This is a genomic window from Bacillus cereus group sp. BfR-BA-01492, from assembly GCF_022662815.1.
In the GTDB taxonomy this organism is placed as follows: Bacteria; Bacillota; Bacilli; order Bacillales; family Bacillaceae_G; genus Bacillus_A; species Bacillus_A cereus_BD.
In genome coordinates, this window is sequence record NZ_JAKUEH010000008.1 from 38,582 (window position 1) to 59,758 (window position 21,177).

Genomic DNA, 21,177 nt, shown 5'->3' on the forward strand with positions numbered 1-21,177 from the left:
TATTTGTGAAACAGGGGCATAAACTTTGCCCCTGTTTTGCTTTATTCAAATGGATTTAACTGATATTCGTATGTTGATGTATTCTCAGTGTTAATCTCTTTCACTAATATAACTTTATTTGCGTCAGGGGCGTATTTGGAAATTTTAATAGTATGTCGATCGCCTGTCTCAGGATCATTTTCTTGTAAAACAAAAGTATTTTCAGCAATTTGCGTCATATTACTGGTGGGCATGTTATTTAGTGGAACATCATGTGTTGTAGAGACCGGAACCTCTTTTTCTCCATCAAAAAATATAAGAACGAAAATGAGACAAATGAAACAAATACGCATATAGCGTAGTTCTTTACTAATTGGATGTTCTCCCATACTATATCTATCCTTTCTTATTTTTATAGACTAGAGGTTATTGTCGTTGTATAAAAAGTGATGATACCAAGTGCAGTGGATAAAAGAAATGATACAAAAGCGGTATAAAGACAAATGCGACCAACCTTCCGTTTTTCAAGGCTTTTACTTAAAAAAGATGCAATCCATACGATGATTCCGATAGGAAAAAAGAGAAAGCTGAGAATATACAAAACTATTTTTTCTAAAGGGTACATAAAGATCATCCTTTCTTATGTTCTTATCGGAAAACAATAAAAATATATTGAAAATTGATAATAAGTTAGTTATGTTTAAGATGGGAGGGATGGAAATGAAAGGTAAAAAAATCTATCGCATATTGCAATTTTTTACGACATTAGCAATTCTGTATATGACTTTTATTAGCATCTTTTTGGCGTTTGGTGTTTTTGTTAAACCGAAATGGTTTACAATGTCACCTAGTTTAGGTGGATTAGCAATTGAAGCGAGAAATTTTCAACTTCCTTTATGGATGGCTATCTTTATGTTAATCATAATGGGGTTGAATATTTTCTTACTTTGTCAAATAAGAGCTTTTTTCCGTAATTTAGTTCGCAATCAATTTTTTATTATAGAAAATGCGCATTATATGAGAAACGTTGGTTTTATTTTCCTCATTTTGTGTGTGCTAGAAAATATTCATTATAATGAAATTTCTAAAATGATGTTTTTGTTTTTTAAGCAAGAACCGGAAGGAGTCATTAATAAACTTATTACAAAACAGTATTTTATCTTTCCGAAAGAAAGTTGGGTAACAAGCTTAGAAAATGGTCAATTACTGTATTCGCTGCATCTTAATATGGGATTGTTATTTGCTGGAATTGCGCTTCTTTTGTTAAGTAAAATTTTTAAATACGCTGTTCAAATTGCAGAAGAAAACAAACTAACGGTTTAGGAGTTTTAAAATGATACGAGTAAATTTAGATGTTATGATGGCAAAAAGAAAAATAACACTTGGCGAATTAGCGAAAAGAGTCGGAATTACGAATAGCAACTTATCCATATTAAAAACAGAAAAAGCGAAAGCCATTCGCTTTTCCACATTAGAAGCTCTTTGCAAAGAGTTGCAATGTCAACCTGGTGATATATTGGAATACATTGAAAAGGAATAAAGTTGCACCGTCTTAAAACAGTCGTTTATTTGAAAGACTGTTTTTCGTCTTATATAAAAGGAAAAACAGAAAAGAATGAGAATAAGAAAATATAGGAACGTGAACAAACATCATGTACTCATAAAAGGTGAAATACGAAATGTGTATAATAATTTATCAATATAGTAAATTTCATTTATATATGTCATGGATGTCGGTGAAAAATGAAGAGGTTAAGAATGTATTGTATCCATTGGATTGTTGTTTTTTCAAATACAATTCCCCTCTTTCAAATATATATTCCTATTATATGATAAAAAGGAAAAAATTTCATACTGATATTGTGATTATCGTTTATCCCGCATTAACGGGCAGCCCGATTGGTGAAGGCTCATAATCCGTGGGGGATGAAGAAAACCCCCACGGATTAAAGTTTCACTTTATTTCAAGGGGAATATTTCCAAGTTTGTCCGTGTAAGCTAAATATAAATACAATCTTTGGTTGAAATGGATCTATAACGAGAGAATGATAAGGATGATGTATATGTGGCGAAAGATTATTATTGGTGCTGTATTACTTTGCTTAGCGAGTTATGCAGTGTATGAGCAGTTTAAACCGAATGAAAAGCAAGTAAGTAAAGGGCAAGTAAAGAGCGAAGCAACAATGAAAGATATAGTCGCTCAAAATGGAATTGTAGTTGGGAAGGCTGCGCCTCATTTTGAATTGGCGAAGTTAGATGGTACGAAGGTAAAATTATCAGATTTAAAAGGAAAGAAAGTAATTGTGAATTTTTGGGCAACGTGGTGCGGTCCTTGTCAGCAGGAGATGCCAGATATGGAAGCTTTTTATAAGAAGTATAAGGAAGATGTAGAAATTCTCGCAGTAAATTATACAGTGTCAGAACGAGCGAATGGGACGGAAAAGGTCAGACAGTTTGCAGAGGAAAAAGGTGTTACATTTCCCATTTTACTGGATACAGATATAAGTGTTACGACGAGATATAAAGTTATCACGATTCCAACTTCTTATTTTATAAATACAAAAGGTGTCATACAAGATAAATTTATTGGGCCAATGACACAAAAAGAGATGGAGAAACGTGTTGCGAAATTAAAATAGTGAAAAAGGCAGAATTGATATCATATCAGTTCTGTTTTTTCTTTTCCAAGAAAAGATTGGTTCATGATATGATTAAGGGAATAAAAATAATCAGTAAGGGGAGTATGTTGTGGGATATGTATCTTTACCAGCAAATTATGTTGTAATTGATTTTGAGACGACAGGTTTCCACCCATATAACGATCGGATCATTCAAGTAGCCGCAGTTCGGTATCGTAATCATGAATTAGTAGACCAATTTGTTTCATTCGTAAATCCAGAAAGACCGATATCGAGTCGGATTACAAGCTTAACAGGAATTACGAACTATCGTGTTTCGGATGCACCAACTATTCAAGAAGTGTTACCTTTATTTTTGGCGTTTTTAAGTAACGATACAATTGTTGCGCACAACGCTTCTTTTGATATGCGTTTTTTAAAGAGTAATATGAGTAGATTTCAATTAGGAGAGCCGAAAAATAAGGTGATTGACACAGTACCTTTAGCTAAAAAATATATGAAACACGCTCCAAACTTTAAGTTGGAAACATTAAAAAGAATGCTGGGTATACGATTAAGTTCCCATAATGCACTGGATGATTGTATAACATGTGCAGCCGTTTATCAAAAGTGTGCAAATATGCAAGGGGAAGGGCGAAAGAGTCCGAAAAAAGAAATAATGGAAGAAGATACGATATATACGTTCATAAAAGAAATGCTAATAAAGAATAATCGTACCGTAGAGTATATTCGCTATGTAAGTACCGGGAATTATTTAGATATTAAAGCTTTTCAGTTGGTTATGAGAATGAAAGTGAAAGGGCGAAAAAAATATGTATTAACAGAAAAAACAGAACGAGAAGTACAAGCAATCTGCACGGATTTAAAATGTGAACCAGCTTTAAAAAATGAATTAGGTATAACGAGAATTATGGTTGAAAGTTTAGAGGATGTCATGAAATTAGAAAGTTATATTTTAGCTCGGTATGATTTCGTACTACAAGCTGCACAAGAGTACAATGAAATATAAGTAGATACAAAAAATCCATTTCGAGAGTGGATTTTTTTGTATCATAAACTTTTCTTTACTAAAACAAAAAATTTTCTTACAAGTCTGATTAAAGAGATTTCGGTTTGTTCATACTAATAGCAAGAATGAGTAGGAGAAAGGATGAACAACATGAGAAGAAATCGCCGGAAAACATTTGAAGAACTTGTAAGGGAAAATAAACGGCAACTATTAAGCGATCGTGATGCAATTGACCGGATTGAAGAAAAGATTGAAAAGCGTTATGAGATGGAACTTTTTAAGCAGGCTGAATAATTCTTATTACTCGTATGATACTAGTAATAAGGAGGCGATAGTTATGGGTAATCCAAAAAAGAATTCGAAAGACTTTGTACCGAATCATATCGGAACGCAATCGAAAAAAGCTGGTGGAAATAAAGGGAAACAAATGCAGGATACGACTGGTAAACAACCGATTGTGGATAACGGTTAAAGAAAAAGGAGGATGTTTTCATTCTCCTTTTTCTTTATGTATATATTTCATGTTAGATAGGAACAACTAATAGCGTATGTATACTTGATGAGGAGGGAAGACATATGCCAAATCAATATCAACCAAATCCAGATGATCGCAGCGATAATGAGGAAAAGTTACAAAAAACGTTGCAAAATACGATTGATAATTTTAATGAGGCGAAAGAAACGGCGGAACTTTCTAATGAAAAGGATCGCGCTGCGATTGAAGCGAAAAATGAGAGACGTCTAGAAAGTATAGAATTTTTGAAAAATGAAATAAAAGACGAATCGTAAACACGAAAAAGGCTGACAAAAATCAGCCTTTTTTCGTGATGGTGAAGTTCTCTACTAATAAGCGCCAATTTTGCGGAAAAGGTAGACCGATTTTCCAATAGCTAATGCCGCGTATACCTTGTTCTTTTATCAAATTAAATTTACTTTGAACAGAGCGAGCGTCCTCGAACCATACTTCATGTTGCACACCGTTTTCGTCAAAGTAATTGAAATGAGGTGCTTGTGCAGTGAAATCATATCGAATCGGTACATTGTATTTACGTGCAAGAGAAACTGCAGCGATGGAACTCACTGCTTTAGCGGGAGGATTGCCTTCTTGAAATGGAAGTGTCCAGTCAAAGCCATATAGATTTTGTCCCATCATAATTTTATGAGGAGGCATTTGTGATTTGGCGTATTGGATTACTTGTTTGACAGGACCAATAGGAGAAACAGCCATTGGTGGTCCTCCTTGCCATCCCCAGTCATAGGTCATAATGACAACAAAATCAACAATTTCCCCTTGTGCCTTATAATCATGTGCTTCAAAAAACTTCCCTTTTTGTTCTGAGCTTGTTTTTGGGACAAGTGTCGTACTTAACGTATATCCTTCAGGTAATCGTGTTTTGACGTTTCGTAAAAAGCGATTATATGCTTCCCGGTCTTCTGGAGCGACATTTTCAAAATCAAAGTGAATGTCGCGCATGTCATATTTTTCAGCTGTTTGAAGGATATTTGTAATAAAGCGATTTTGAATCGTAGCACTTCTTAAAAAGATAGATGCTAATTCCGAACTGAAATTTCCATTTTCGATATTTGTAATGACGAGCATAGGAATTGTTTGTCCTTGCCTAGCAAGTTCAGAAATTCTAGCCGTTTCCGTCGGTTCTTTTAAGGTTCCATCTCTCTGTGGTTCAAAACTAAAATAAGCTAAATATGTTAAATAAGGGTTAATAGCTCGCGCAGCATTCACTAGGCTTTCTTTAATCGGGATTGTTGATGGTTGTAAATAGGCAATAGATTCCACTGCTCGTTTGGAGCCTTTCGGTACATAGAGTTGTTGTCCGACATGCAAAATAGATTTTAATGATAGATTATTTACCTTTGCTAAGCTAGCGAGAGGAACATTATACGTTTGTGAAATTCTATAAAGGCTGTCTCCTGGCTGGACATAATAATTATTTCCTTTCGTATTTACAATAAGTGCCTGGCCGACAACGAGTGTTTCGGCAGGATTCAATCCGTTATCTTTTACAATTTCTTCAGGTGTAGCGCCATATTTCATGGCTAAGCTATATACGCTATCGCCGCTACGAACGGTTACAATTTGAATCATATGCGTACTCCTTTCGGTGAAAGATCCATCGTTTCTATTTTATTTTTGATTTTCCTGTATTATGATTAAATGTATGTGAGGAAACAGAAGTGAGAAGGAGATAGAGATATGTTTGTAGCTGAACAAGAAATTGAGATCCGCTATGCGGAAACTGATCAAATGGGTGTTGTGTATCATTCTAACTATTTAGTATGGCTGGAGTTAGGGCGTACGAAATTAATACAAGATTTAGGATTCTCGTATGTTGAAATGGAGAAAGACGGGATTATTTCTCCTGTCTTAGATTTACAAATTTCATATCGTAAAGCAATGCGTTATGGAGAAAAAGCAATTGTAAAAACATGGGTTGATTCTGTAAGTCCGCTCCGTGTTATATATGGGTATGAAATTTATAATGGTGATGGGGATCTTTGCATTACAGCAACAACAACAAATATTTGTGCTAAGAAAGAGGGCTTTCGCCCAGTATCCCTTAAGAAACTATATCCAGAGTGGTATGCAAAATATGAAGAAATTAAGAAATAAAAAAACGTGGCATTTGCCACGCTTTTTTTATCCAGCTATTTTAGGACAGCCCGATTGGTGAGGGCTCATAATCAGTGGGGGATGAAGAAAACCCCTACTGGTTAAAGTTTCACTTTATTTCTCGTAATTAAATTGTGGAAAGTCATCGCCTTTGTTAAAAGTAACGGATAAATTATGACCATCAAAGTACCATTCATCATCACTTTCAATAAAGAATGTAATTCCTTCTTCTTGGGTTTTAGCAGCAGGTTGTGCCGGCTCATCTTTACGCATACCTAAAGAAAATCCTTTTTGTACTGTACTACAACCACCGTATTGTACGAAAAAGCGAATTGTATCGCCAGATTGTAAGTTTAATTCTTCTTTGTACCAAGTTGCAGCTTCTTTTGTTACAGAAAGATTCATGTATAGTTCCTCCAAATAATATGGCTTTTATATTAGTATAAAAAATAACGCAAAAAGACGCTATTAATATGCTTTGCGTTTTCTTTTTGCGTTATGTGGGTCATTATCTTACTTTTGTTTCTTCGTAAAATTTGCCTTTGGTTCAGTTTTATTTATAATTCGTCCAATATTTGCACGATGTCTATAAATTACCATACCAGCTAATAAACACATTGCAACAATAAAGATCTTATCCCCATTCACAATTGATGCGATAACAGCTACGATTGCTGTTACCATAGAAGAAAGAGATACATATCTCGTGGTAAATAGAAGGGTGAAAAAGACAACAGCTAATATTGCAAAAATAATGGGTGCATAACATAATAGTACCCCAGCAGAAGTGGCAACTGCTTTTCCACCGCGAAATCTTGCGAAGATCGGATATACGTGCCCGAGAACTGCGGCTAATCCAAACCAAAGCGGATGGATATCTAAGCTAAAAATAAGCGGCAAGCCTGTTGCTAATGTTCCTTTTAAAATGTCGGCAATTGTAACGAGAAAGCCGGCTTTTTTCCCCAATGTACGAAATGTATTCGTTCCTCCTAAATTTCCGCTACCATGTTCGCGAATGTCGATTCCATAACCAATCTTCCCGACTACAAGTGCAAATGGAATCGAGCCAAGCAAGTAGGCAACGATCAATAAAAGGTATGTAATAAACATAAGTTCAGTCTCCTTTATTCAAATGTGTTGATAAAGGGTAAAAAGAGTTTTTCCCGTATATTGTACCATACATTTGTAAAGATCACATTTCTTTTTTATAAAAGGATCAGTCAATGTTTCTTAAAAAAACTTTCACAGGAATGTTACATTTCTCACAGTATCATTACGACTATATGTTGTATCATTTTGTTATATGAGTAACAAGATGTAGTTGGAGGGTGTAATAATGATGACAAAAAGTAGACGTGAGGAAGAACTTATGAAGGTTTTTGAGACAATTGTCCACGGTCATGAACAAGATTTAATGCAAGAAAATGCAAATGTTGATGGACGATCTCCAATGGGAATGATGGGAACATTGGCTTCAGAAAGTGCAAAATATTATACAGTAGAAACATTATTATCGGATCAAGTGAGAAAAGCGATTCAGCAAAATATATTATATCCACATGATTTAGATTTTTATGTGACAGGTACGACAACCTGTTCACAAATCCCATTAGCACAAATGTTGAAGAATGGATTTCATACAGGACACGGTCATATGAGAGAACCGCAAGACATAAAAAGTGCATTGGCGCTTGCTTCTATTATTTTTCAGGCTAATCAAAATATGCAGCATGGTGGACAATCGTTTGCGTTATTTGATGTTGATTTAGCGCCGTATGTAAAAAAAACATTTGAGAGAAATAAAAAACGATTAGAGAAATATCCATTACAAGAGGAACAAATAGAAGAGTTTGCATGGAAAGAAACAGAAAATGATACGTACCAAGCATGTGAAGCTTTTATTCATAATTCCAATAGTATGCATAGTCGTGGTGGTGGGCAAGTACCGTTTATTTCTATTAATTACGGAACAGAAACATCAAAAGAAGGAAGACTATTAATTAAACAATTGTTACGGACAACGCAAGCCGGCTTAGGAGCAGGAGAAACACCGATTTTTCCTATTCAAATTTTTAAATTGAAAAAAGGTGTGAATTTTGAAGAGAGTGATCCGAACTATGATTTATTTGAATTAGCATTAGAAACGACAGCAGAGCGATTATTCCCGAATTTTTCATTTTTAGATGCACCGTTTAATGCTGCTTATTATGATGGAAGTCATGAAAGTGAAGTATGTTATATGGGGTGTAGAACTCGTGTTATGGCTAACATTCATGGGGAGGAAAATGCAATTGGAAGAGGAAATCTATCTTTTACATCTATCAATTTAGTGAAATTAGCATTGATTAGTGGATCAAAAGAAGCATTTTTTGAGGCATTACATTATTATATAGATCTTGGTGTTCGTCAACTGTTAGAAAGATTCGCTTACCAATGTACAAAAAAGGCAAGGGATTTTCAGTTTTTATATTCACAAGGAGTATGGCGTGGTGGAGAGAAGTTACAACCTGAAGATTCTGTAGCTGAAATTTTAAAACAAGGTACGCTTAGCATCGGTTTTATTGGCCTTGCGGAATGTTTAGTTGCTTTAACTGGTAAACATCATGGAGAAGATGAAGGTACTTGGCAACTTGGGTATGAAATTGTTCGGTTTATGAGACAGAAAATGGACGAGGCAACAGAGAAACACAATTTGAATTTTTCTCTCATTGCAACGCCAGCCGAAGGACTTTCTGGAAAATTCGTGAAAAAGGATCGAGAAGAATTTGGACGTATAAATGGGGTGACAAATCGTAATTACTATACAAATTCATTTCATATTCCGGTGTATTATCCTATTCAAGCTGTGAAGAAAATTCGATTAGAAGGTCCTTTTCATGCGCTATGCAACGGGGGACATATTACGTACATTGAATTAGATGGTGCTGCCGTTCATAATATAAAAGCATTAAAACAAATTGTACAAGCGATGTCGCAGTATGGAGTAGGATACGGATCAATCAATCATCCTGTGGACCGTTGTAAGTGCTGTGGTTATCATGGTGTAATTGAAAATGAGTGCCCAAGTTGTGAGAACGAAAATGAGCATGAAATCGAAAGGATTCGTCGTATTACTGGGTATTTAGTAGGAGATATGTCGAAGTGGAATAGCGCAAAACGTAGGGAAGAAGCGGATCGGGTGAAGCATAAATGAGAGTAATGAATATGATTCATGATAGTGTAGTAGATGGAGAAGGATTGCGGACAGTCGTGTTTTTTGCGGGCTGTCCGCATCGTTGTTTCGGCTGTCATAATCCACAGTCTTGGAATACTTGTAATGGGACAGAAATGACCGCAGAAGAAATTATAAAAGAGATTGCCAAAAATCCGCTTACTGATGTAACATTTTCAGGTGGAGATCCATTCCTTCAAGCTGCAGAAGTAAAAAAAGTAGCAAAAGGGGTAAAGGATTTAAGAAAAAATTTATGGATTTACACAGGTTATACGTTAGAAGAGATACAGAACTCTCAAAATAATGATATGATAGAATTGTTACAGTATGGGGATGTTCTGGTCGATGGAAGGTTTGAACTCGATAAAAGGGATTTAACACTTCCATTTCGCGGAAGCTCCAATCAACGTATTATTCGATTGAAAGAGTAAAAAGGCGGGATAGGTCAGATGAATAAAACGGTATTACTTGTTGAAGATGAAAGAAGATTACGCGAAATTGTGAGCGATTATTTTCGCAATGAAGGCTTTGAAGTAATCGAAGCAGAGGACGGGAAACAAGCGTTAGAATTATTTGCTGAACATACAATTGATTTAATTATGTTAGATATTATGTTGCCAGAAATTGATGGATGGTCTGTTTGTCGTCGTATTCGTAAAGAATCAGCGGTACCGATTATTATGCTAACAGCGCGCTCTGATGAAGATGATACATTGTTAGGATTTGAGTTAGGGGCAGATGAGTATGTAACAAAACCATTCAGTCCGAAAGTGTTAGTAGCGCGTGCGAAAACATTATTAAAACGAGCAGATGGGGCGGTAGGTGTTGCTGAAGACAATATGCTATCTGTAGCTGGAATTGATATCAATCGACTGTCGCGAACAGTCTTTGTAAATGGAGAGGAAATTATATTAACGCATAAGGAATTTGAACTTCTTGTGTATTTAATGGAAAACAAAGGAATTGTATTATCACGTCAACATTTATTAGATCAGCTGTGGGGATACGATTATTATGGTGATGATCGAACAGTAGATACGCATATTAAAAAATTACGTAATAAACTAGGTGATAAAGCAAAGCATATTGGAACCGTTATCCGAGTTGGGTATAAATTTGAAGAGTAATCTTTTTAACCTATGTAACTCAACTTGAAAATATAACAAAATGACACTTTCTTTTGCAAATGAATGTACAAATTCTCATTTTTTTGTCTAGAATAATGAATAAGAGCATTTTTTGAATTGGATTTCACGATGAGTTCACAAGAAGGACACAAAATGTGACTATACTGAAAATACGAATTCAGCAGAGAGGGGAAGTTAACATGGGATATTATGACGGACCAAATATGAACGGAGAATATGATGAAACAAGAGAAATGAGAAAAGCTGGTAGCAAAAAAGGATATTTCTTTACCGGTTTAGTTGGAGCTGTTGTCGGAGCAGTTTCTATTAGTTTTGCAGCACCTTATATGCCATGGGCACAAAATAACGATGTAGCTGTTTCATCTGTATCTTCTAATTCAAAAGTAGAAGGTACGGTTGTCCCAGTTGTGAATAAATCGAAAAATGAAACAGATTTACCTGGCATGATTGAAGGGGCAAAAGAAGTTGTTGTCGGTGTCATCAATATGCAAAAAACAATCGATCCATTTGCTATGCAGCCGATCGGTCAAGAGCAAGAAGCTGGATCAGGATCGGGCGTTATTTATAAAAAAGCTGGGAATAAAGCATATGTTGTTACAAATAATCACGTAGTGGATGGAGCCAATAAACTTGCTGTTAAATTAAGCAGTGGTAAAGAGGTTGACGCAAAATTAGTTGGGAAAGATCCTTGGTTAGATTTAGCTGTTGTCGAAATCGATGGTTCCAATATTAATAAAGTTGCTACGCTAGGGGATTCTAGCAAAATTCGTGCAGGCGAACCAGCCATCGCAATCGGGAATCCACTAGGCTTTGATGGCAGTGTAACAGAAGGAATTATCAGTAGTAAAGAACGTGAAATTCCAGTTGATATCGATGGTGATAAACGTCCCGATTGGAATGCGCAAGTGATTCAAACAGATGCAGCGATTAACCCAGGAAATAGCGGCGGTGCTTTATTTAACCAAAATGGCGAAGTAATTGGGATTAACTCTAGTAAAATTGCACAGCAAGAAGTAGAAGGAATCGGGTTCGCCATTCCGATTAATATTGCAAAACCTGTGATTGAATCACTTGAAAAAGATGGAACAGTGAAGCGACCAGCTCTTGGTGTTGGAGTTGTTTCATTAGAAGATGTTCAAAGATATGCTTCACAATTGAAATTACCAAAAGATATAACAAGTGGAGTTGTGTTAGGAAAAGTGTATCCAATTTCACCAGCAGAAAAAGCTGGACTAGAGCAATATGACGTTGTTGTTGCATTAGATAATCAAAAAGTGGAGAATGCATTGCAATTCCGTAAATATTTATACGAAAAGAAAAAAGTAGGAGATAAAATTGAAGTGACATTTTATCGCAATGGTGAAAAAATGACGAAAACTGCTACTTTAACGGATAACACTTCGGCTAAGAATTAATAAAGAAAGTCTCTTTCATATTGAAAGAGACTTTCTTTATCGGCTATACTAAAAGAATAGGAGGGATTTAATATGACAATTAAAAATCCAACTCGTCCGGAAATTGGTGAAATGTTAAAAAATAGTAAAACAATCGCGGTTGTCGGCTTGTCTGATAAACCGGAACGTACATCCTATATGGTTTCAAAAGCAATGCAAGATGCTGGATATCACATTATTCCAGTTAACCCAGCGATTACGGAAGTGCTAGGAGAAAAAGCAGTTTCTTCTTTAAAAGAGATAAAAGAACATATTGACATTGTGAACGTATTTCGCCGCTCCGAATTTTTAATGGATGTTGCCAAAGAATTTGTCGAGGTTGATGCGGATGTTTTTTGGGCACAATTAGGAGTACAAGATGAAGATACTTATCAGTTTCTCACAGAAAAGGGCCATACGGTCATTATGGATCGCTGTATTAAAGTAGAACATGCAATGACAAAGTAGCATTGGCTCTCAGAATGAAAGAGAGGTTTTCACTTTTGTTCTCTATTTAGAGACTGAGTAGATGGACGAGGTGTTCATCATGAGATTTTTTAAAGGCTGTTTTTGGGGATTGGTACTCGTTATCCCGTTTTGGATCTTTATCATTTGGGTAATGATAAAATGGTGGAATGTGTAGTTTTGGAATACATATCCATTTCTCGTTGACAAACGATTATTTTTCTGAAATAGTAGCCTAGAGGAATCCTTGTACAAAAACAAGGATTTTTCTTTTGAAAATGGTATATAAAAGACATAACATACCTTGCCAAAAACATGGTTAAGGCGTTATTCTATAATAAAAACATATGTTCTGATTTTGACTAGGAAAGGGGCAAGGAGTTTGGCAAAGCATCAATTTCAATATAATGAAGATGCAATTCAAGTGTTGGAAGGCCTTGAAGCCGTTCGAAAACGCCCGGGTATGTATATCGGGAGCACGGACAGCCGTGGGTTGCATCATTTAGTATACGAAATAGTAGATAACTCTGTTGATGAAGCATTAGCAGGGTTTGGCGATGAAATTTCTGTCATCATACATAAAGATAATAGTATTAGTGTTATTGATAAAGGGCGAGGAATGCCTACGGGAATGCATAAACTTGGGAAACCAACGCCTGAAGTTATTTTAACTATACTACATGCAGGTGGTAAGTTTGGACAAGGTGGCTATAAAACGAGCGGCGGTTTACACGGTGTTGGGGCATCGGTTGTAAATGCACTATCGGAATGGCTAGTGGTAACAATTAAGCGCGATGGAAACATTTATGAGCAACGCTTTGAAAATGGTGGCGTTCCTGTAACAACGTTAGAGAAAATTGGAAAAACGAAAGAATCTGGTACAACGATGCATTTTAAACCAGATTCATCTATTTTTAGTACAACAAATTATAATTATGAAACATTGTGTGAAAGATTACGTGAATCGGCATTCTTATTAAAAGGGATGAAAATTTCAATCAAAGATGAGCGAAATGATTTAGAAGATGTTTTCCATTATGAAACAGGTATTGAGGCTTTCGTTTCATATTTAAATGAGGAGAAAGATACGCTTCATCCCGTTGTCTATTTCTCCGGGGAACAAAATGGAATTGAAGCGGAGTTAGCATTTCAGTTTAACGATGGCTATTCAGAAAACATTCTTTCATTTGTAAATAATGTACGTACGAAAGATGGCGGGACGCATGAAGCTGGATTTAAAACAGCAATGACTCGTGTCTTCAATGAATATGCTCGTAAAGTTTCTTTATTAAAAGAAAAAGATAAAAATTTAGAAGGTACGGATATTCGGGAAGGATTAGCAGCGATTGTTTCTGTTCGTGTACCAGAAGAGTTACTTCAATTTGAAGGGCAAACGAAAGGGAAACTTGGCACAAGTGAGGCTCGTTCTTCTATTGATGCGATTGTATCGGAGCACTTAGCTTACTTTTTAGAAGAAACTCCTGATGTAGCTACACTTCTTGTGAAAAAAGCGATTAAAGCAGCACAGGCGCGAGAAGCTGCTCGTAAAGCGAGAGAAGAAGCGCGTACTGGCAAGAAGAAAAAGCGTTCAGAAGGGACTTTAAGTGGAAAGTTAACACCTGCACAATCACGTAACCCACAGAAAAATGAATTGTATTTAGTAGAGGGTGACTCTGCTGGTGGATCTGCGAAACAAGGGCGTGATCGTCGTTTCCAAGCAGTATTACCTCTTCGTGGTAAAGTAATCAATACGGAAAAGGCAAAACTTGCTGATATTTTCAAAAATGAAGAGATTAATACAATCATTTATGCAATTGGTGGCGGTGTTGGCAATGAGTTTTCTATTGAAGATATCAACTATGATAAAGTGGTTATCATGACCGATGCGGATACAGATGGAGCTCATATTCAAGTGCTGTTACTTACATTTTTCTATCGCTATATGAAGCCATTAATTGAAGCTGGCAAAGTATTTATCGCACTTCCACCTTTATATAAAGTAAGTAAAGGGAAAGGAAAAAACGAAGTGATTGAATATGCATGGTCAGATGAAGAGCTGGCTAGCGTAACGAAAAAAGTTGGGAAAGGCTATATCTTGCAGCGTTATAAAGGACTTGGTGAAATGAACGCCGATCAATTATGGGAAACAACGATGAATCCAGAGACGCGTACATTAATTCGTGTGAAAATTGATGATGCAGCAAGAGCAGAGCGCCGCGTTACAACGTTGATGGGAGATAAAGTAGAACCTCGTCGTAAATGGATTGAGCGCAATGTACAGTTCGGTATGCAAGAAGAAGGCAATATTTTAGAAAATGAAATGATTATGGAGACGGAGGTGGAATAACATGCAAGCAGAGAAGTTTCATGACCTCCCGCTTGAAGATGTGCTAGGCGATCGCTTTGCACGTTACAGTAAATATATTATTCAAGATCGCGCGCTTCCAGATGCGCGTGACGGTTTAAAACCAGTACAAAGACGTATTTTATATTCCATGTATGTAGAAGGAAATGTGAATGATAAGCCATTTCGTAAATCAGCTAAAACAGTTGGTAATGTTATTGGTAATTATCATCCGCACGGTGATTCTTCTGTATATGAAGCGATGGTGCGTTTAAGTCAAGATTGGAAAGTTCGAAATGTTTTAGTTGAAATGCACGGGAATAATGGTAGTGTAGACGGCGACCCAGCAGCGGCTATGCGTTATACAGAAGCGCGCTTATCGCCAATCGCCTCTGAACTTCTTCGTGATATTGATAAAGAAACAGTGGAATTTGTTCCGAACTTTGATGATACAAGTGAAGAACCGGTTGTCTTACCTGCGATGTTTCCAAACTTATTAGTAAATGGATCAACAGGGATTTCGGCTGGATATGCAACAGAAATTCCTCCGCATCATCTTGGTGAAGTAATCGATGCGACAGTGATGCGCATTGATAAGCCGAATTGTACGGTAGATGATTTACTAACAATTATGAAAGGTCCGGATTTTCCAACGGGTGGTATTATTCAAGGAATTGATGGAATTAAAAAAGCATATGAAACTGGAAAAGGAAAAATAATTATTCGCGGAAAAGCAGAAGTAGAAACGATTCGTGGTGGGAAACAACAAATCGTTATTACCGAAATTCCTTACGAAGTAAACAAGGCGAATCTCGTAAAAAAAATGGATGAACTACGTCTTGATAAAAAATTAGATGGAATTGCAGAAGTTCGTGATGAAACGGATCGTACAGGCCTTCGTATCGTTATAGAGTTGAAAAAAGAAGCAAATGCGGAAGGAATTTTAAATTACTTATATAAAAATACAGATTTACAAGTCACATACAACTTTAATATGGTAGCGATTAATAATCGTCGTCCAACGCTTATGACACTGCCGAAGATTTTAGATGCCTATATTGGACATCAAAAAGAAGTTGTGACAAGACGTTCGCAGTATGAATTAAGAAAAGCAGAAAATCGTCAACATATTGTAGAAGGTTTAATGAAGGCATTATCAATTTTAGATCAAGTAATTGAAACCATTCGAGCATCTAAAGATAAACGAAATGCGAAAGATAATTTAATTGCCAAATTTAGCTTTACAGAAGCGCAGGCAGAAGCAATTGTTTCCTTGCAATTATATCGTTTAACAAATACAGATATTACAGCGCTAGAGAATGAAGCGGAAGAATTGAATCAAAAAATCACAACGTTACAAGCCATTTTAAACAGTGAAAAGAAACTTCTTCAAGTCATAAAAGCGGATTTAAAACGAGTGAAGAAAACATATAGCGACGAACGCCGTTCTATAATTGAAGAAGAAATTGAAGAAATAAAAATTGATGTAGAAGTGATGATTCCACAAGAAGATGTTATCGTGACAGTAACGAAAGAAGGGTATGTGAAGCGAACTGGCTGGCGTTCGCATAATGCATCAAATGGGAAAGACTTCGGTATGAAAGAGGGCGACGTCTTACTCGAACGATTTGATACAAATACGACAGAAACGGTTCTCTTATTTACGAATAAAGGAAATTACATTTATTTACCTGTATATGAAATGCCGGATATTCGTTGGAAAGATTTAGGACAGCACGTTGCAAATATTGTTTCACTGGATCGCGATGAAACGTTAATATGGGCTACGGTTGTACCGAATTTTGAGGAAGAAAAACGATTTGTCGTATTTGTTACACGAAATGGTATGATTAAGAAAACGGAACTGAACCAATATAAAGTCCAGCGCTACTCTCGAGCATTTGTAGCGATAAACTTGAAAAAAGATGATGAAGTTGTTGATATCTTTGCGACAGATGGAACAAGTGATATTGTTCTTGCGACACATGGTGCATATGCACTTATTTTTGATGAGGAAGAAGTGAGTCCGGTTGGCGTAAGGGCAGCTGGTGTTAAGGCAATTAATTTAAAAGAAAATGATTATGTGGCTGCTGGTAAACCATTAAATGGTGAGAAAGATCAATTAATACTTGTTACACAGCGCGGTGCAGTGAAACGATTAAAAGCTTCTGAAATTGAAAAATCAACGAGGGCGAAACGAGGCCTTGTAATTTTTAAAGAACTAAAACGGAATCCGTACCGTATTGTTGGCATTGAAGTTATTCGAGATGATGAATTAGTATATATGAAAACAGAAAAACAAATTGTCGAAGAAATTGATCCAAAAGCTTTCCGTAATAAAGACCGCTACAGTAATGGAAGTCTTGTGTTAGATGTGAGTGAGACAGGCGAAGTGGTTGAAACGTGGACGCAAAAACGAACTGAATAAATAGGAAAAATCCTTGCTAGTTTCCATATAGCAAGGATTTTTTGACTATGAAGCAAAGTATTAGGCATATAACAGTAACCTTGCTATAATTTAAAAATGAAATCGTTCTCATGGATGGAGGAACAAAATGAAAAAAATAGGTGTAGGGATTGTAGGATTTGGATTTTCTAGTACAACATTTCATATCCCATTACTACAAACAATTGAAGAATATGATATTCGAGCGATTGTTTCTTCAAAAGAAGAAGTCGTAAAAGAAGCGTTACCGAATGTACAAGTAGAATCTACAATTGGGGGATTGGTTAAACGAGATGATGTCGATCTTGTTGTCGTTACATCACCAAATACAACACATTTTCCATTTGTGAAAGAGGCAATACGACATGGAAAACATGTTGTGGTAGAAAAACCTTTTGTTGTGTCAGTAGAAGAAGGAGAAGAACTCATTTCTTTAGCAAAGAAGCATCATGTCATTCTTAGTGTGTATCATAATCGTCGTTTTGATAATGACTTTTTAACGATAAAGAAGTTAATAGAGGAAAAACGCATTGGAAATATATATGCATATGAAGCGCATTTTGATCGTTTTCGTCCCAATGTACGCGATCGCTGGCGAGAAAAAAATTTACCAGGATCGGGCATTTTATATGACTTAGGATCGCATTTAATTGACCAAGCCTTATTATTATTTGGTAAGCCAGATCGTATTTATGCTGATGTCATTACACAGCGACCTGGTGCAGAAATTGATGATTATTTCCATCTTGTACTTCACTATGGAGTAAAGCGAATTAGTTTACATAGCAGCAGTTATGTGAAACATGCCGGGCCGCATTTCATTGTTCATGGTGACAAAGGCTCAATTGTGAAATATGGCATGGATTCACAAGAAAAACAATTAAAATCTGGTATGAAACCAGGCGATATTGGATATGGAGAAGATCAAGAAAATCAGTGTGCCATTTTAGAAACAGAAGAGAAGACAGAAAGAATTCGAACAGAAGTTGGGTGCTACGAGCAATATTACAAAGGAATACGAGATAGTATTATACATGGTGAACATCCACCTGTAACAGCTGAAGATGGTTTGGAAGTCATTCGAATAATTGAATCTGCAATGGAAAGTAGTAGAACGGGTAGAGTGATTTCATTATAATCATGAAATAAAATTGACTTAAAATGAAAAAGGATAGGTAAGCAGAAACATGATTTGCTTACCGATCTTTTTTTGTTCTATCGTAGTAATAATTGTTTAAAAGATTAAGCTTGTAAACAACAGAATGCCAAATAATAAAGCACTACCAATTACAATAAATAAACTAGCCATTATAAATTCATATATAAAGCCTTTACCCATTGAGAATAAATCTAAGAAAGCATTTTTCAAAGTATCAAATAGCTTATTCATAGTTATCTCCTTGATTAAAGTTTTAGTATTTGTTATTTTTTATTCTAAACATCTACTTAAAATCTCTCCAGGCAACCCTTCAATCTCACAAATTTTCTCTGATGAAAATCCGTATTTGATTAAAATCTTCCTAGAAGGGAGGTTTGCGGGTCAATAATTGCTTTCAATACATTCACGTTTGTTTGCTTAGCTAATTCAATTAATTGTTTAGCAATTGCACTCCCATATCCTTTCCCCCAGAATGTAGGTAATATCATATAGCCAATTTCATCTTCTTTGTTTTGTTTTTCATTTCGTATTAAATGTCCAAGTCCGATAAATTCACCATTTATAGGGTTAGAAACTTTATCCCGCATTAACGGGCAGTAAGACTCCCACCTCAAGATGCAGAGAGAAGCAAGGAAGATAGGTGGGAGTAGGGCTGCCCGTAACAGCCCGATTGGTTCAACTAATAATCAGTGGGGATGAAAAAAAACCCACTGATTAAAGTTTCACTTTATATGAACCATATATCTCATATTTTTTATTGCGACATAATAACTTTTCGTAATTTGCTTGTGCCTCTTCTAACGGAATGGCTCGTTCCGTAATTTGAGCCATAACGTCTTTATTGGATACAAGTTGAAAGTAATCATGAAAGTCCGATGCTTCGAATTTTTTGAAATTTAGCTGTGACGCATGTTTTCTATCTCCCTTACCGTTGTTCTCATTACTAACCGTTTTAAATATCTTTTTTATCAATCTCATTTTCAAGATTAGAAAGCTTGTAAAAAACATTGTGACGATATCTTCATCTTCAATATGTTTTTCACAATCTCCTTCAAGCCGTTTTGCCCTTAGCTCTTTTCCTAATGCATTAAACATTTGAATGTATAGCAATATCACTTCTTTAGACAAGTTTATCATTGTAAATAATTTAAAGAAGAAAGCTCACTGCATCAAGTGAGCTTTTTAGTTAGCTCTTTTCATTAAGTGATTCTTTCGAGTAGAAATTAAAATATAAAAATAAAATAGTATATCACTAATGTTTGATTAGGATATACTATTTTCAAAAATGATAGAATGGTGTAACATAATAATAGAGTTGAAACGGGTAAATAAGGGGGATTTTATAAAAAAGATTGAGGAATTCTTTTATATAAGCAGAGGAGAAATGAGGAAACAGGGGAGTAGGAACAAATGAGAATTGTAAAAAATTTAACATTTCAAGTGATCGTGGCAATTATTTGCGGGATTGCAGTAGGAGCAATTTGGCCTAGTGTTGGGCAACAAATGAAACCGATTGGTGAAACATTTATTAATATGATTAAAATGGTTATTGCACCGATTATCTTTTTAACAATCGTCCTTGGTATTGCAAGTATGGGAAATATGAAAAAAGTGGGACGCGTTGGAGGAAAGGCACTGTTATATTTTGAAATTGTAACGACATTTGCACTTTTAATAGGAATCATTGTTGCAAATGTTGTACGACCTGGTGATGGCTTGGATCCTTCAAAGTTAAAGGGAGGCGATGTTTCACAATATGTACAAAATGGTCAAGAAATGAAATGGCTTGATTTCTTTTTACATATTGTACCGTCTAATATGTTTGAAGCGTTTGCAAAAGGGGATATTTTGCAAGTTTTATTCTTTTCTATTTTATTTGGAGCAGGATTAACAATGCTCGGAAAAAATGGACAACCGGTTATCGATTTTTTTGAACGATTATCGAAGGTCTTTTTCAACATTTTATCAATTGTTATGAAATTAGCGCCTCTTGGAGCTTTTGGTGGAATGGCGTTTACAATTGGAAAGTACGGTTTAAGTACATTAATTCCGCTTAGTAAGTTAATGGTTTGTGTCTATGCAACGATGGCATTATTCGTTTTTATCGTTTTACATTTTATTTGTCGATTGTATAAATTTAGTTTATGGAAATATTTATCGTATATAAAAGAAGAGTTGCTTATCGTCCTTGGTACATCATCTTCCGAATCCGTATTGCCACGAATGATGACCAAGATGGAACAGTTCGGCTGCTCTAGACCGGTTGTAGGTTTAGTGATTCCAACAGGATATTCATTTAACTTAGATGGAACAACCATTTATTTATCAATGGCAACAATCTTTTTAGCACAAGTTTTTCATGTTGATCTTTCACTAGGTCAACAATTAACAATCATAGCTATTTTGTTAGTAACATCAAAAGGAGCAGCTGCTGTAACGGGTGGAGGTTTTATCGTACTTGCTTCCACTTTATCTGCGATGAATGTGATTCCTTTAGAAGGGCTTGCACTTTTACTTGGTGTTGACCGTTTTATGTCAGAAGCGCGTGCGATTGTCAATTTAATCGGTAATGGCATTGCGACTGTCGTTGTTGCAAAAAGTGAAAATGAATTTAGTGAAGAAAAATATAAACAAGTGTTAACTAGTATGTAGAAAGAGGCTATATCAAAAGTTGCTGGCGATTCAGCAACTTTTGAGAGCTTCTTTTATTTTTGT

At 35.8% G+C, this 21,177-nt stretch carries 22 protein-coding genes and 3 pseudogenes; 17 read left to right on the plus strand and 8 right to left on the minus strand.

The window, feature by feature from the left end; translation table 11 throughout:
- Nucleotides 1-41: 41 nt before the first annotated feature.
- Nucleotides 42-368 carry a hypothetical protein gene (locus MR063_RS11765; protein ID WP_242197915.1) on the minus strand — a complete coding sequence of 109 codons (327 nt, stop codon included), beginning with the start codon at nucleotides 366-368 and terminating at the stop codon, nucleotides 42-44.
- Between the two features lie 331 nt (nucleotides 369-699).
- Between MR063_RS11765 and MR063_RS11775 the strand changes: the two genes are divergently transcribed.
- The 7 genes from MR063_RS11775 (at nucleotide 700) to tlp (ending at nucleotide 4,416) form a co-directional block, all read left to right on the plus strand.
- Nucleotides 700-1,302 (plus strand): DUF2975 domain-containing protein, encoded by a 603-nt coding sequence (locus MR063_RS11775; protein ID WP_242197917.1) that lies wholly within the window; start codon nucleotides 700-702, stop codon nucleotides 1,300-1,302.
- Between the two features lie 10 nt (nucleotides 1,303-1,312).
- Entirely contained in the window at nucleotides 1,313-1,519 is a 207-nt protein-coding gene (locus MR063_RS11780) for a helix-turn-helix domain-containing protein (protein ID WP_242143424.1), read from the plus strand.
- Nucleotides 1,520-2,042: 523 nt separating this feature from the next.
- Nucleotides 2,043-2,618: a TlpA family protein disulfide reductase gene (locus MR063_RS11785; RefSeq protein ID WP_242197919.1), complete on the plus strand. Its 576-nt coding sequence runs from the start codon at nucleotides 2,043-2,045 to the stop codon at nucleotides 2,616-2,618.
- 109 nt (nucleotides 2,619-2,727) lie between these two features.
- Nucleotides 2,728-3,627, plus strand: a complete 900-nt coding sequence (locus MR063_RS11790) for a 3'-5' exonuclease (protein WP_242197921.1) — start codon at nucleotides 2,728-2,730, stop codon at nucleotides 3,625-3,627.
- 150 nt (nucleotides 3,628-3,777) lie between these two features.
- Nucleotides 3,778-3,921, plus strand: a complete 144-nt coding sequence (locus MR063_RS11795; protein ID WP_081428436.1) for an FbpB family small basic protein — start codon at nucleotides 3,778-3,780, stop codon at nucleotides 3,919-3,921.
- Nucleotides 3,922-3,964: 43 nt separating this feature from the next.
- The gene (sspN, locus tag MR063_RS11800; RefSeq protein ID WP_012094701.1) at nucleotides 3,965-4,099 is read left to right on the plus strand and encodes an acid-soluble spore protein SspN; all 135 of its coding nucleotides are present in this window, start codon (nucleotides 3,965-3,967) and stop codon (nucleotides 4,097-4,099) included.
- A gap of 104 nt (nucleotides 4,100-4,203) precedes the next feature.
- Nucleotides 4,204-4,416 (plus strand): small acid-soluble spore protein Tlp, encoded by a 213-nt coding sequence (tlp, locus tag MR063_RS11805; protein ID WP_242143420.1) that lies wholly within the window; start codon nucleotides 4,204-4,206, stop codon nucleotides 4,414-4,416.
- Nucleotides 4,417-4,438: 22 nt separating this feature from the next.
- On the opposite strand, the gene MR063_RS11810 is transcribed toward tlp, so the two are convergent.
- Nucleotides 4,439-5,731, minus strand: a complete 1,293-nt coding sequence (locus MR063_RS11810) for a glycoside hydrolase family 18 protein (RefSeq protein ID WP_242197923.1) — start codon at nucleotides 5,729-5,731, stop codon at nucleotides 4,439-4,441.
- A 108-nt stretch (nucleotides 5,732-5,839) separates the two neighbouring features.
- On the opposite strand from MR063_RS11810, the gene MR063_RS11815 reads away from it, so the two are divergent.
- On the plus strand, nucleotides 5,840-6,256 hold the full coding sequence (locus tag MR063_RS11815) for an acyl-CoA thioesterase (RefSeq protein WP_242197926.1): 417 nt from the start codon (nucleotides 5,840-5,842) through the stop codon (nucleotides 6,254-6,256).
- A gap of 114 nt (nucleotides 6,257-6,370) precedes the next feature.
- Here MR063_RS11815 and MR063_RS11820 read toward each other — a convergent pair whose 3' ends face one another.
- Nucleotides 6,371-6,661: a HesB/YadR/YfhF family protein gene (locus tag MR063_RS11820; protein WP_242143417.1), complete on the minus strand. Its 291-nt coding sequence runs from the start codon at nucleotides 6,659-6,661 to the stop codon at nucleotides 6,371-6,373.
- Between the two features lie 108 nt (nucleotides 6,662-6,769).
- The gene (plsY, locus tag MR063_RS11825; protein ID WP_242143415.1) at nucleotides 6,770-7,366 is read right to left on the minus strand and encodes a glycerol-3-phosphate 1-O-acyltransferase PlsY; all 597 of its coding nucleotides are present in this window, start codon (nucleotides 7,364-7,366) and stop codon (nucleotides 6,770-6,772) included.
- A 226-nt stretch (nucleotides 7,367-7,592) separates the two neighbouring features.
- Here plsY and MR063_RS11830 point away from each other — a divergent pair, with 226 nt between their 5' ends.
- The 8 genes from MR063_RS11830 to MR063_RS11865 all read left to right on the plus strand — a co-directional run bounded on the left by MR063_RS11830 (nucleotide 7,593) and on the right by MR063_RS11865 (nucleotide 18,441).
- Nucleotides 7,593-9,449: an anaerobic ribonucleoside triphosphate reductase gene (locus MR063_RS11830; RefSeq protein ID WP_242197928.1), complete on the plus strand. Its 1,857-nt coding sequence runs from the start codon at nucleotides 7,593-7,595 to the stop codon at nucleotides 9,447-9,449.
- On the plus strand, nucleotides 9,446-9,898 hold the full coding sequence (gene nrdG, locus MR063_RS11835; protein WP_242197931.1) for an anaerobic ribonucleoside-triphosphate reductase activating protein: 453 nt from the start codon (nucleotides 9,446-9,448) through the stop codon (nucleotides 9,896-9,898). Before MR063_RS11830 ends, nrdG begins: the two co-directional genes overlap by 4 nt.
- An 18-nt stretch (nucleotides 9,899-9,916) precedes the next feature.
- The gene (locus MR063_RS11840) at nucleotides 9,917-10,594 is read left to right on the plus strand and encodes a response regulator transcription factor (protein WP_242143412.1); all 678 of its coding nucleotides are present in this window, start codon (nucleotides 9,917-9,919) and stop codon (nucleotides 10,592-10,594) included.
- A 200-nt stretch (nucleotides 10,595-10,794) separates the two neighbouring features.
- The gene (locus MR063_RS11845) at nucleotides 10,795-12,030 is read left to right on the plus strand and encodes a S1C family serine protease (RefSeq protein WP_242197932.1); all 1,236 of its coding nucleotides are present in this window, start codon (nucleotides 10,795-10,797) and stop codon (nucleotides 12,028-12,030) included.
- A gap of 72 nt (nucleotides 12,031-12,102) precedes the next feature.
- Nucleotides 12,103-12,516 (plus strand): CoA-binding protein, encoded by a 414-nt coding sequence (locus MR063_RS11850; protein WP_242197934.1) that lies wholly within the window; start codon nucleotides 12,103-12,105, stop codon nucleotides 12,514-12,516.
- Between the two features lie 379 nt (nucleotides 12,517-12,895).
- A complete protein-coding gene (gene parE / locus MR063_RS11855) occupies nucleotides 12,896-14,860 on the plus strand; it encodes a DNA topoisomerase IV subunit B (RefSeq protein ID WP_242143408.1) in 1,965 nt (654 codons plus the stop codon).
- Between the two features lies 1 nt (nucleotide 14,861).
- Nucleotides 14,862-17,285: a DNA topoisomerase IV subunit A gene (gene parC / locus MR063_RS11860; RefSeq protein ID WP_242197937.1), complete on the plus strand. Its 2,424-nt coding sequence runs from the start codon at nucleotides 14,862-14,864 to the stop codon at nucleotides 17,283-17,285.
- Between the two features lie 127 nt (nucleotides 17,286-17,412).
- Nucleotides 17,413-18,441 carry an oxidoreductase gene (locus MR063_RS11865; protein ID WP_242197938.1) on the plus strand — a complete coding sequence of 343 codons (1,029 nt, stop codon included), beginning with the start codon at nucleotides 17,413-17,415 and terminating at the stop codon, nucleotides 18,439-18,441.
- Nucleotides 18,442-18,537: 96 nt separating this feature from the next.
- Here MR063_RS11865 and MR063_RS11870 read toward each other — a convergent pair whose 3' ends face one another.
- From MR063_RS11870 to MR063_RS11885, 4 genes and pseudogenes are all read right to left on the minus strand, one after another.
- The gene (locus MR063_RS11870) at nucleotides 18,538-18,693 is read right to left on the minus strand and encodes a hypothetical protein (protein WP_242197939.1); all 156 of its coding nucleotides are present in this window, start codon (nucleotides 18,691-18,693) and stop codon (nucleotides 18,538-18,540) included.
- Nucleotides 18,694-18,732: 39 nt separating this feature from the next.
- Nucleotides 18,733-19,019: pseudogene (locus MR063_RS11875) on the minus strand (GNAT family N-acetyltransferase); the annotation flags it as partial.
- A 165-nt stretch (nucleotides 19,020-19,184) separates the two neighbouring features.
- Nucleotides 19,185-19,422 (minus strand): annotated as a pseudogene (locus tag MR063_RS11880) (hypothetical protein); the annotation flags it as partial.
- 39 nt (nucleotides 19,423-19,461) lie between these two features.
- Nucleotides 19,462-19,593, minus strand: a pseudogene (locus tag MR063_RS11885) (TetR/AcrR family transcriptional regulator); the annotation flags it as partial.
- Between the two features lie 279 nt (nucleotides 19,594-19,872).
- Between MR063_RS11885 and MR063_RS11890 the strand changes: the two are divergent.
- Nucleotides 19,873-21,114: a dicarboxylate/amino acid:cation symporter gene (locus MR063_RS11890; RefSeq protein ID WP_242197940.1), complete on the plus strand. Its 1,242-nt coding sequence runs from the start codon at nucleotides 19,873-19,875 to the stop codon at nucleotides 21,112-21,114.
- Nucleotides 21,115-21,177: the final 63 nt, after the last annotated feature.

Bases quoted from the DNA above. Each gene is read 5' to 3' on its own strand.
- MR063_RS11785 (WP_242197919.1), top strand. From the start codon at position 2,043: ATGTGGCGAAAGATTATTATTGGTGCTGTATTACTTTGCTTAGCGAGT.
- MR063_RS11850 (WP_242197934.1), top strand. From the start codon at position 12,103: ATGACAATTAAAAATCCAACTCGTCCGGAAATTGGTGAAATGTTAAAA.
- MR063_RS11840 (WP_242143412.1), top strand. From the start codon at position 9,917: ATGAATAAAACGGTATTACTTGTTGAAGATGAAAGAAGATTACGCGAA.
- sspN (WP_012094701.1), top strand. From the start codon at position 3,965: ATGGGTAATCCAAAAAAGAATTCGAAAGACTTTGTACCGAATCATATC.
- MR063_RS11845 (WP_242197932.1), top strand. From the start codon at position 10,795: ATGGGATATTATGACGGACCAAATATGAACGGAGAATATGATGAAACA.
- MR063_RS11795 (WP_081428436.1), top strand. From the start codon at position 3,778: ATGAGAAGAAATCGCCGGAAAACATTTGAAGAACTTGTAAGGGAAAAT.
- MR063_RS11890 (WP_242197940.1), top strand. From the start codon at position 19,873: ATGAGAATTGTAAAAAATTTAACATTTCAAGTGATCGTGGCAATTATT.
- tlp (WP_242143420.1), top strand. From the start codon at position 4,204: ATGCCAAATCAATATCAACCAAATCCAGATGATCGCAGCGATAATGAG.
- MR063_RS11815 (WP_242197926.1), top strand. From the start codon at position 5,840: ATGTTTGTAGCTGAACAAGAAATTGAGATCCGCTATGCGGAAACTGAT.
- MR063_RS11870 (WP_242197939.1), bottom strand. From the start codon at position 18,693: ATGAATAAGCTATTTGATACTTTGAAAAATGCTTTCTTAGATTTATTC.
- MR063_RS11765 (WP_242197915.1), bottom strand. From the start codon at position 368: ATGGGAGAACATCCAATTAGTAAAGAACTACGCTATATGCGTATTTGT.
- nrdG (WP_242197931.1), top strand. From the start codon at position 9,446: ATGAGAGTAATGAATATGATTCATGATAGTGTAGTAGATGGAGAAGGA.
- MR063_RS11865 (WP_242197938.1), top strand. From the start codon at position 17,413: ATGAAAAAAATAGGTGTAGGGATTGTAGGATTTGGATTTTCTAGTACA.
- parC (WP_242197937.1), top strand. From the start codon at position 14,862: ATGCAAGCAGAGAAGTTTCATGACCTCCCGCTTGAAGATGTGCTAGGC.
- MR063_RS11780 (WP_242143424.1), top strand. From the start codon at position 1,313: ATGATACGAGTAAATTTAGATGTTATGATGGCAAAAAGAAAAATAACA.
- MR063_RS11775 (WP_242197917.1), top strand. From the start codon at position 700: ATGAAAGGTAAAAAAATCTATCGCATATTGCAATTTTTTACGACATTA.
- MR063_RS11810 (WP_242197923.1), bottom strand. From the start codon at position 5,731: ATGATTCAAATTGTAACCGTTCGTAGCGGCGATAGCGTATATAGCTTA.
- MR063_RS11820 (WP_242143417.1), bottom strand. From the start codon at position 6,661: ATGAATCTTTCTGTAACAAAAGAAGCTGCAACTTGGTACAAAGAAGAA.
- plsY (WP_242143415.1), bottom strand. From the start codon at position 7,366: ATGTTTATTACATACCTTTTATTGATCGTTGCCTACTTGCTTGGCTCG.
- MR063_RS11830 (WP_242197928.1), top strand. From the start codon at position 7,593: ATGATGACAAAAAGTAGACGTGAGGAAGAACTTATGAAGGTTTTTGAG.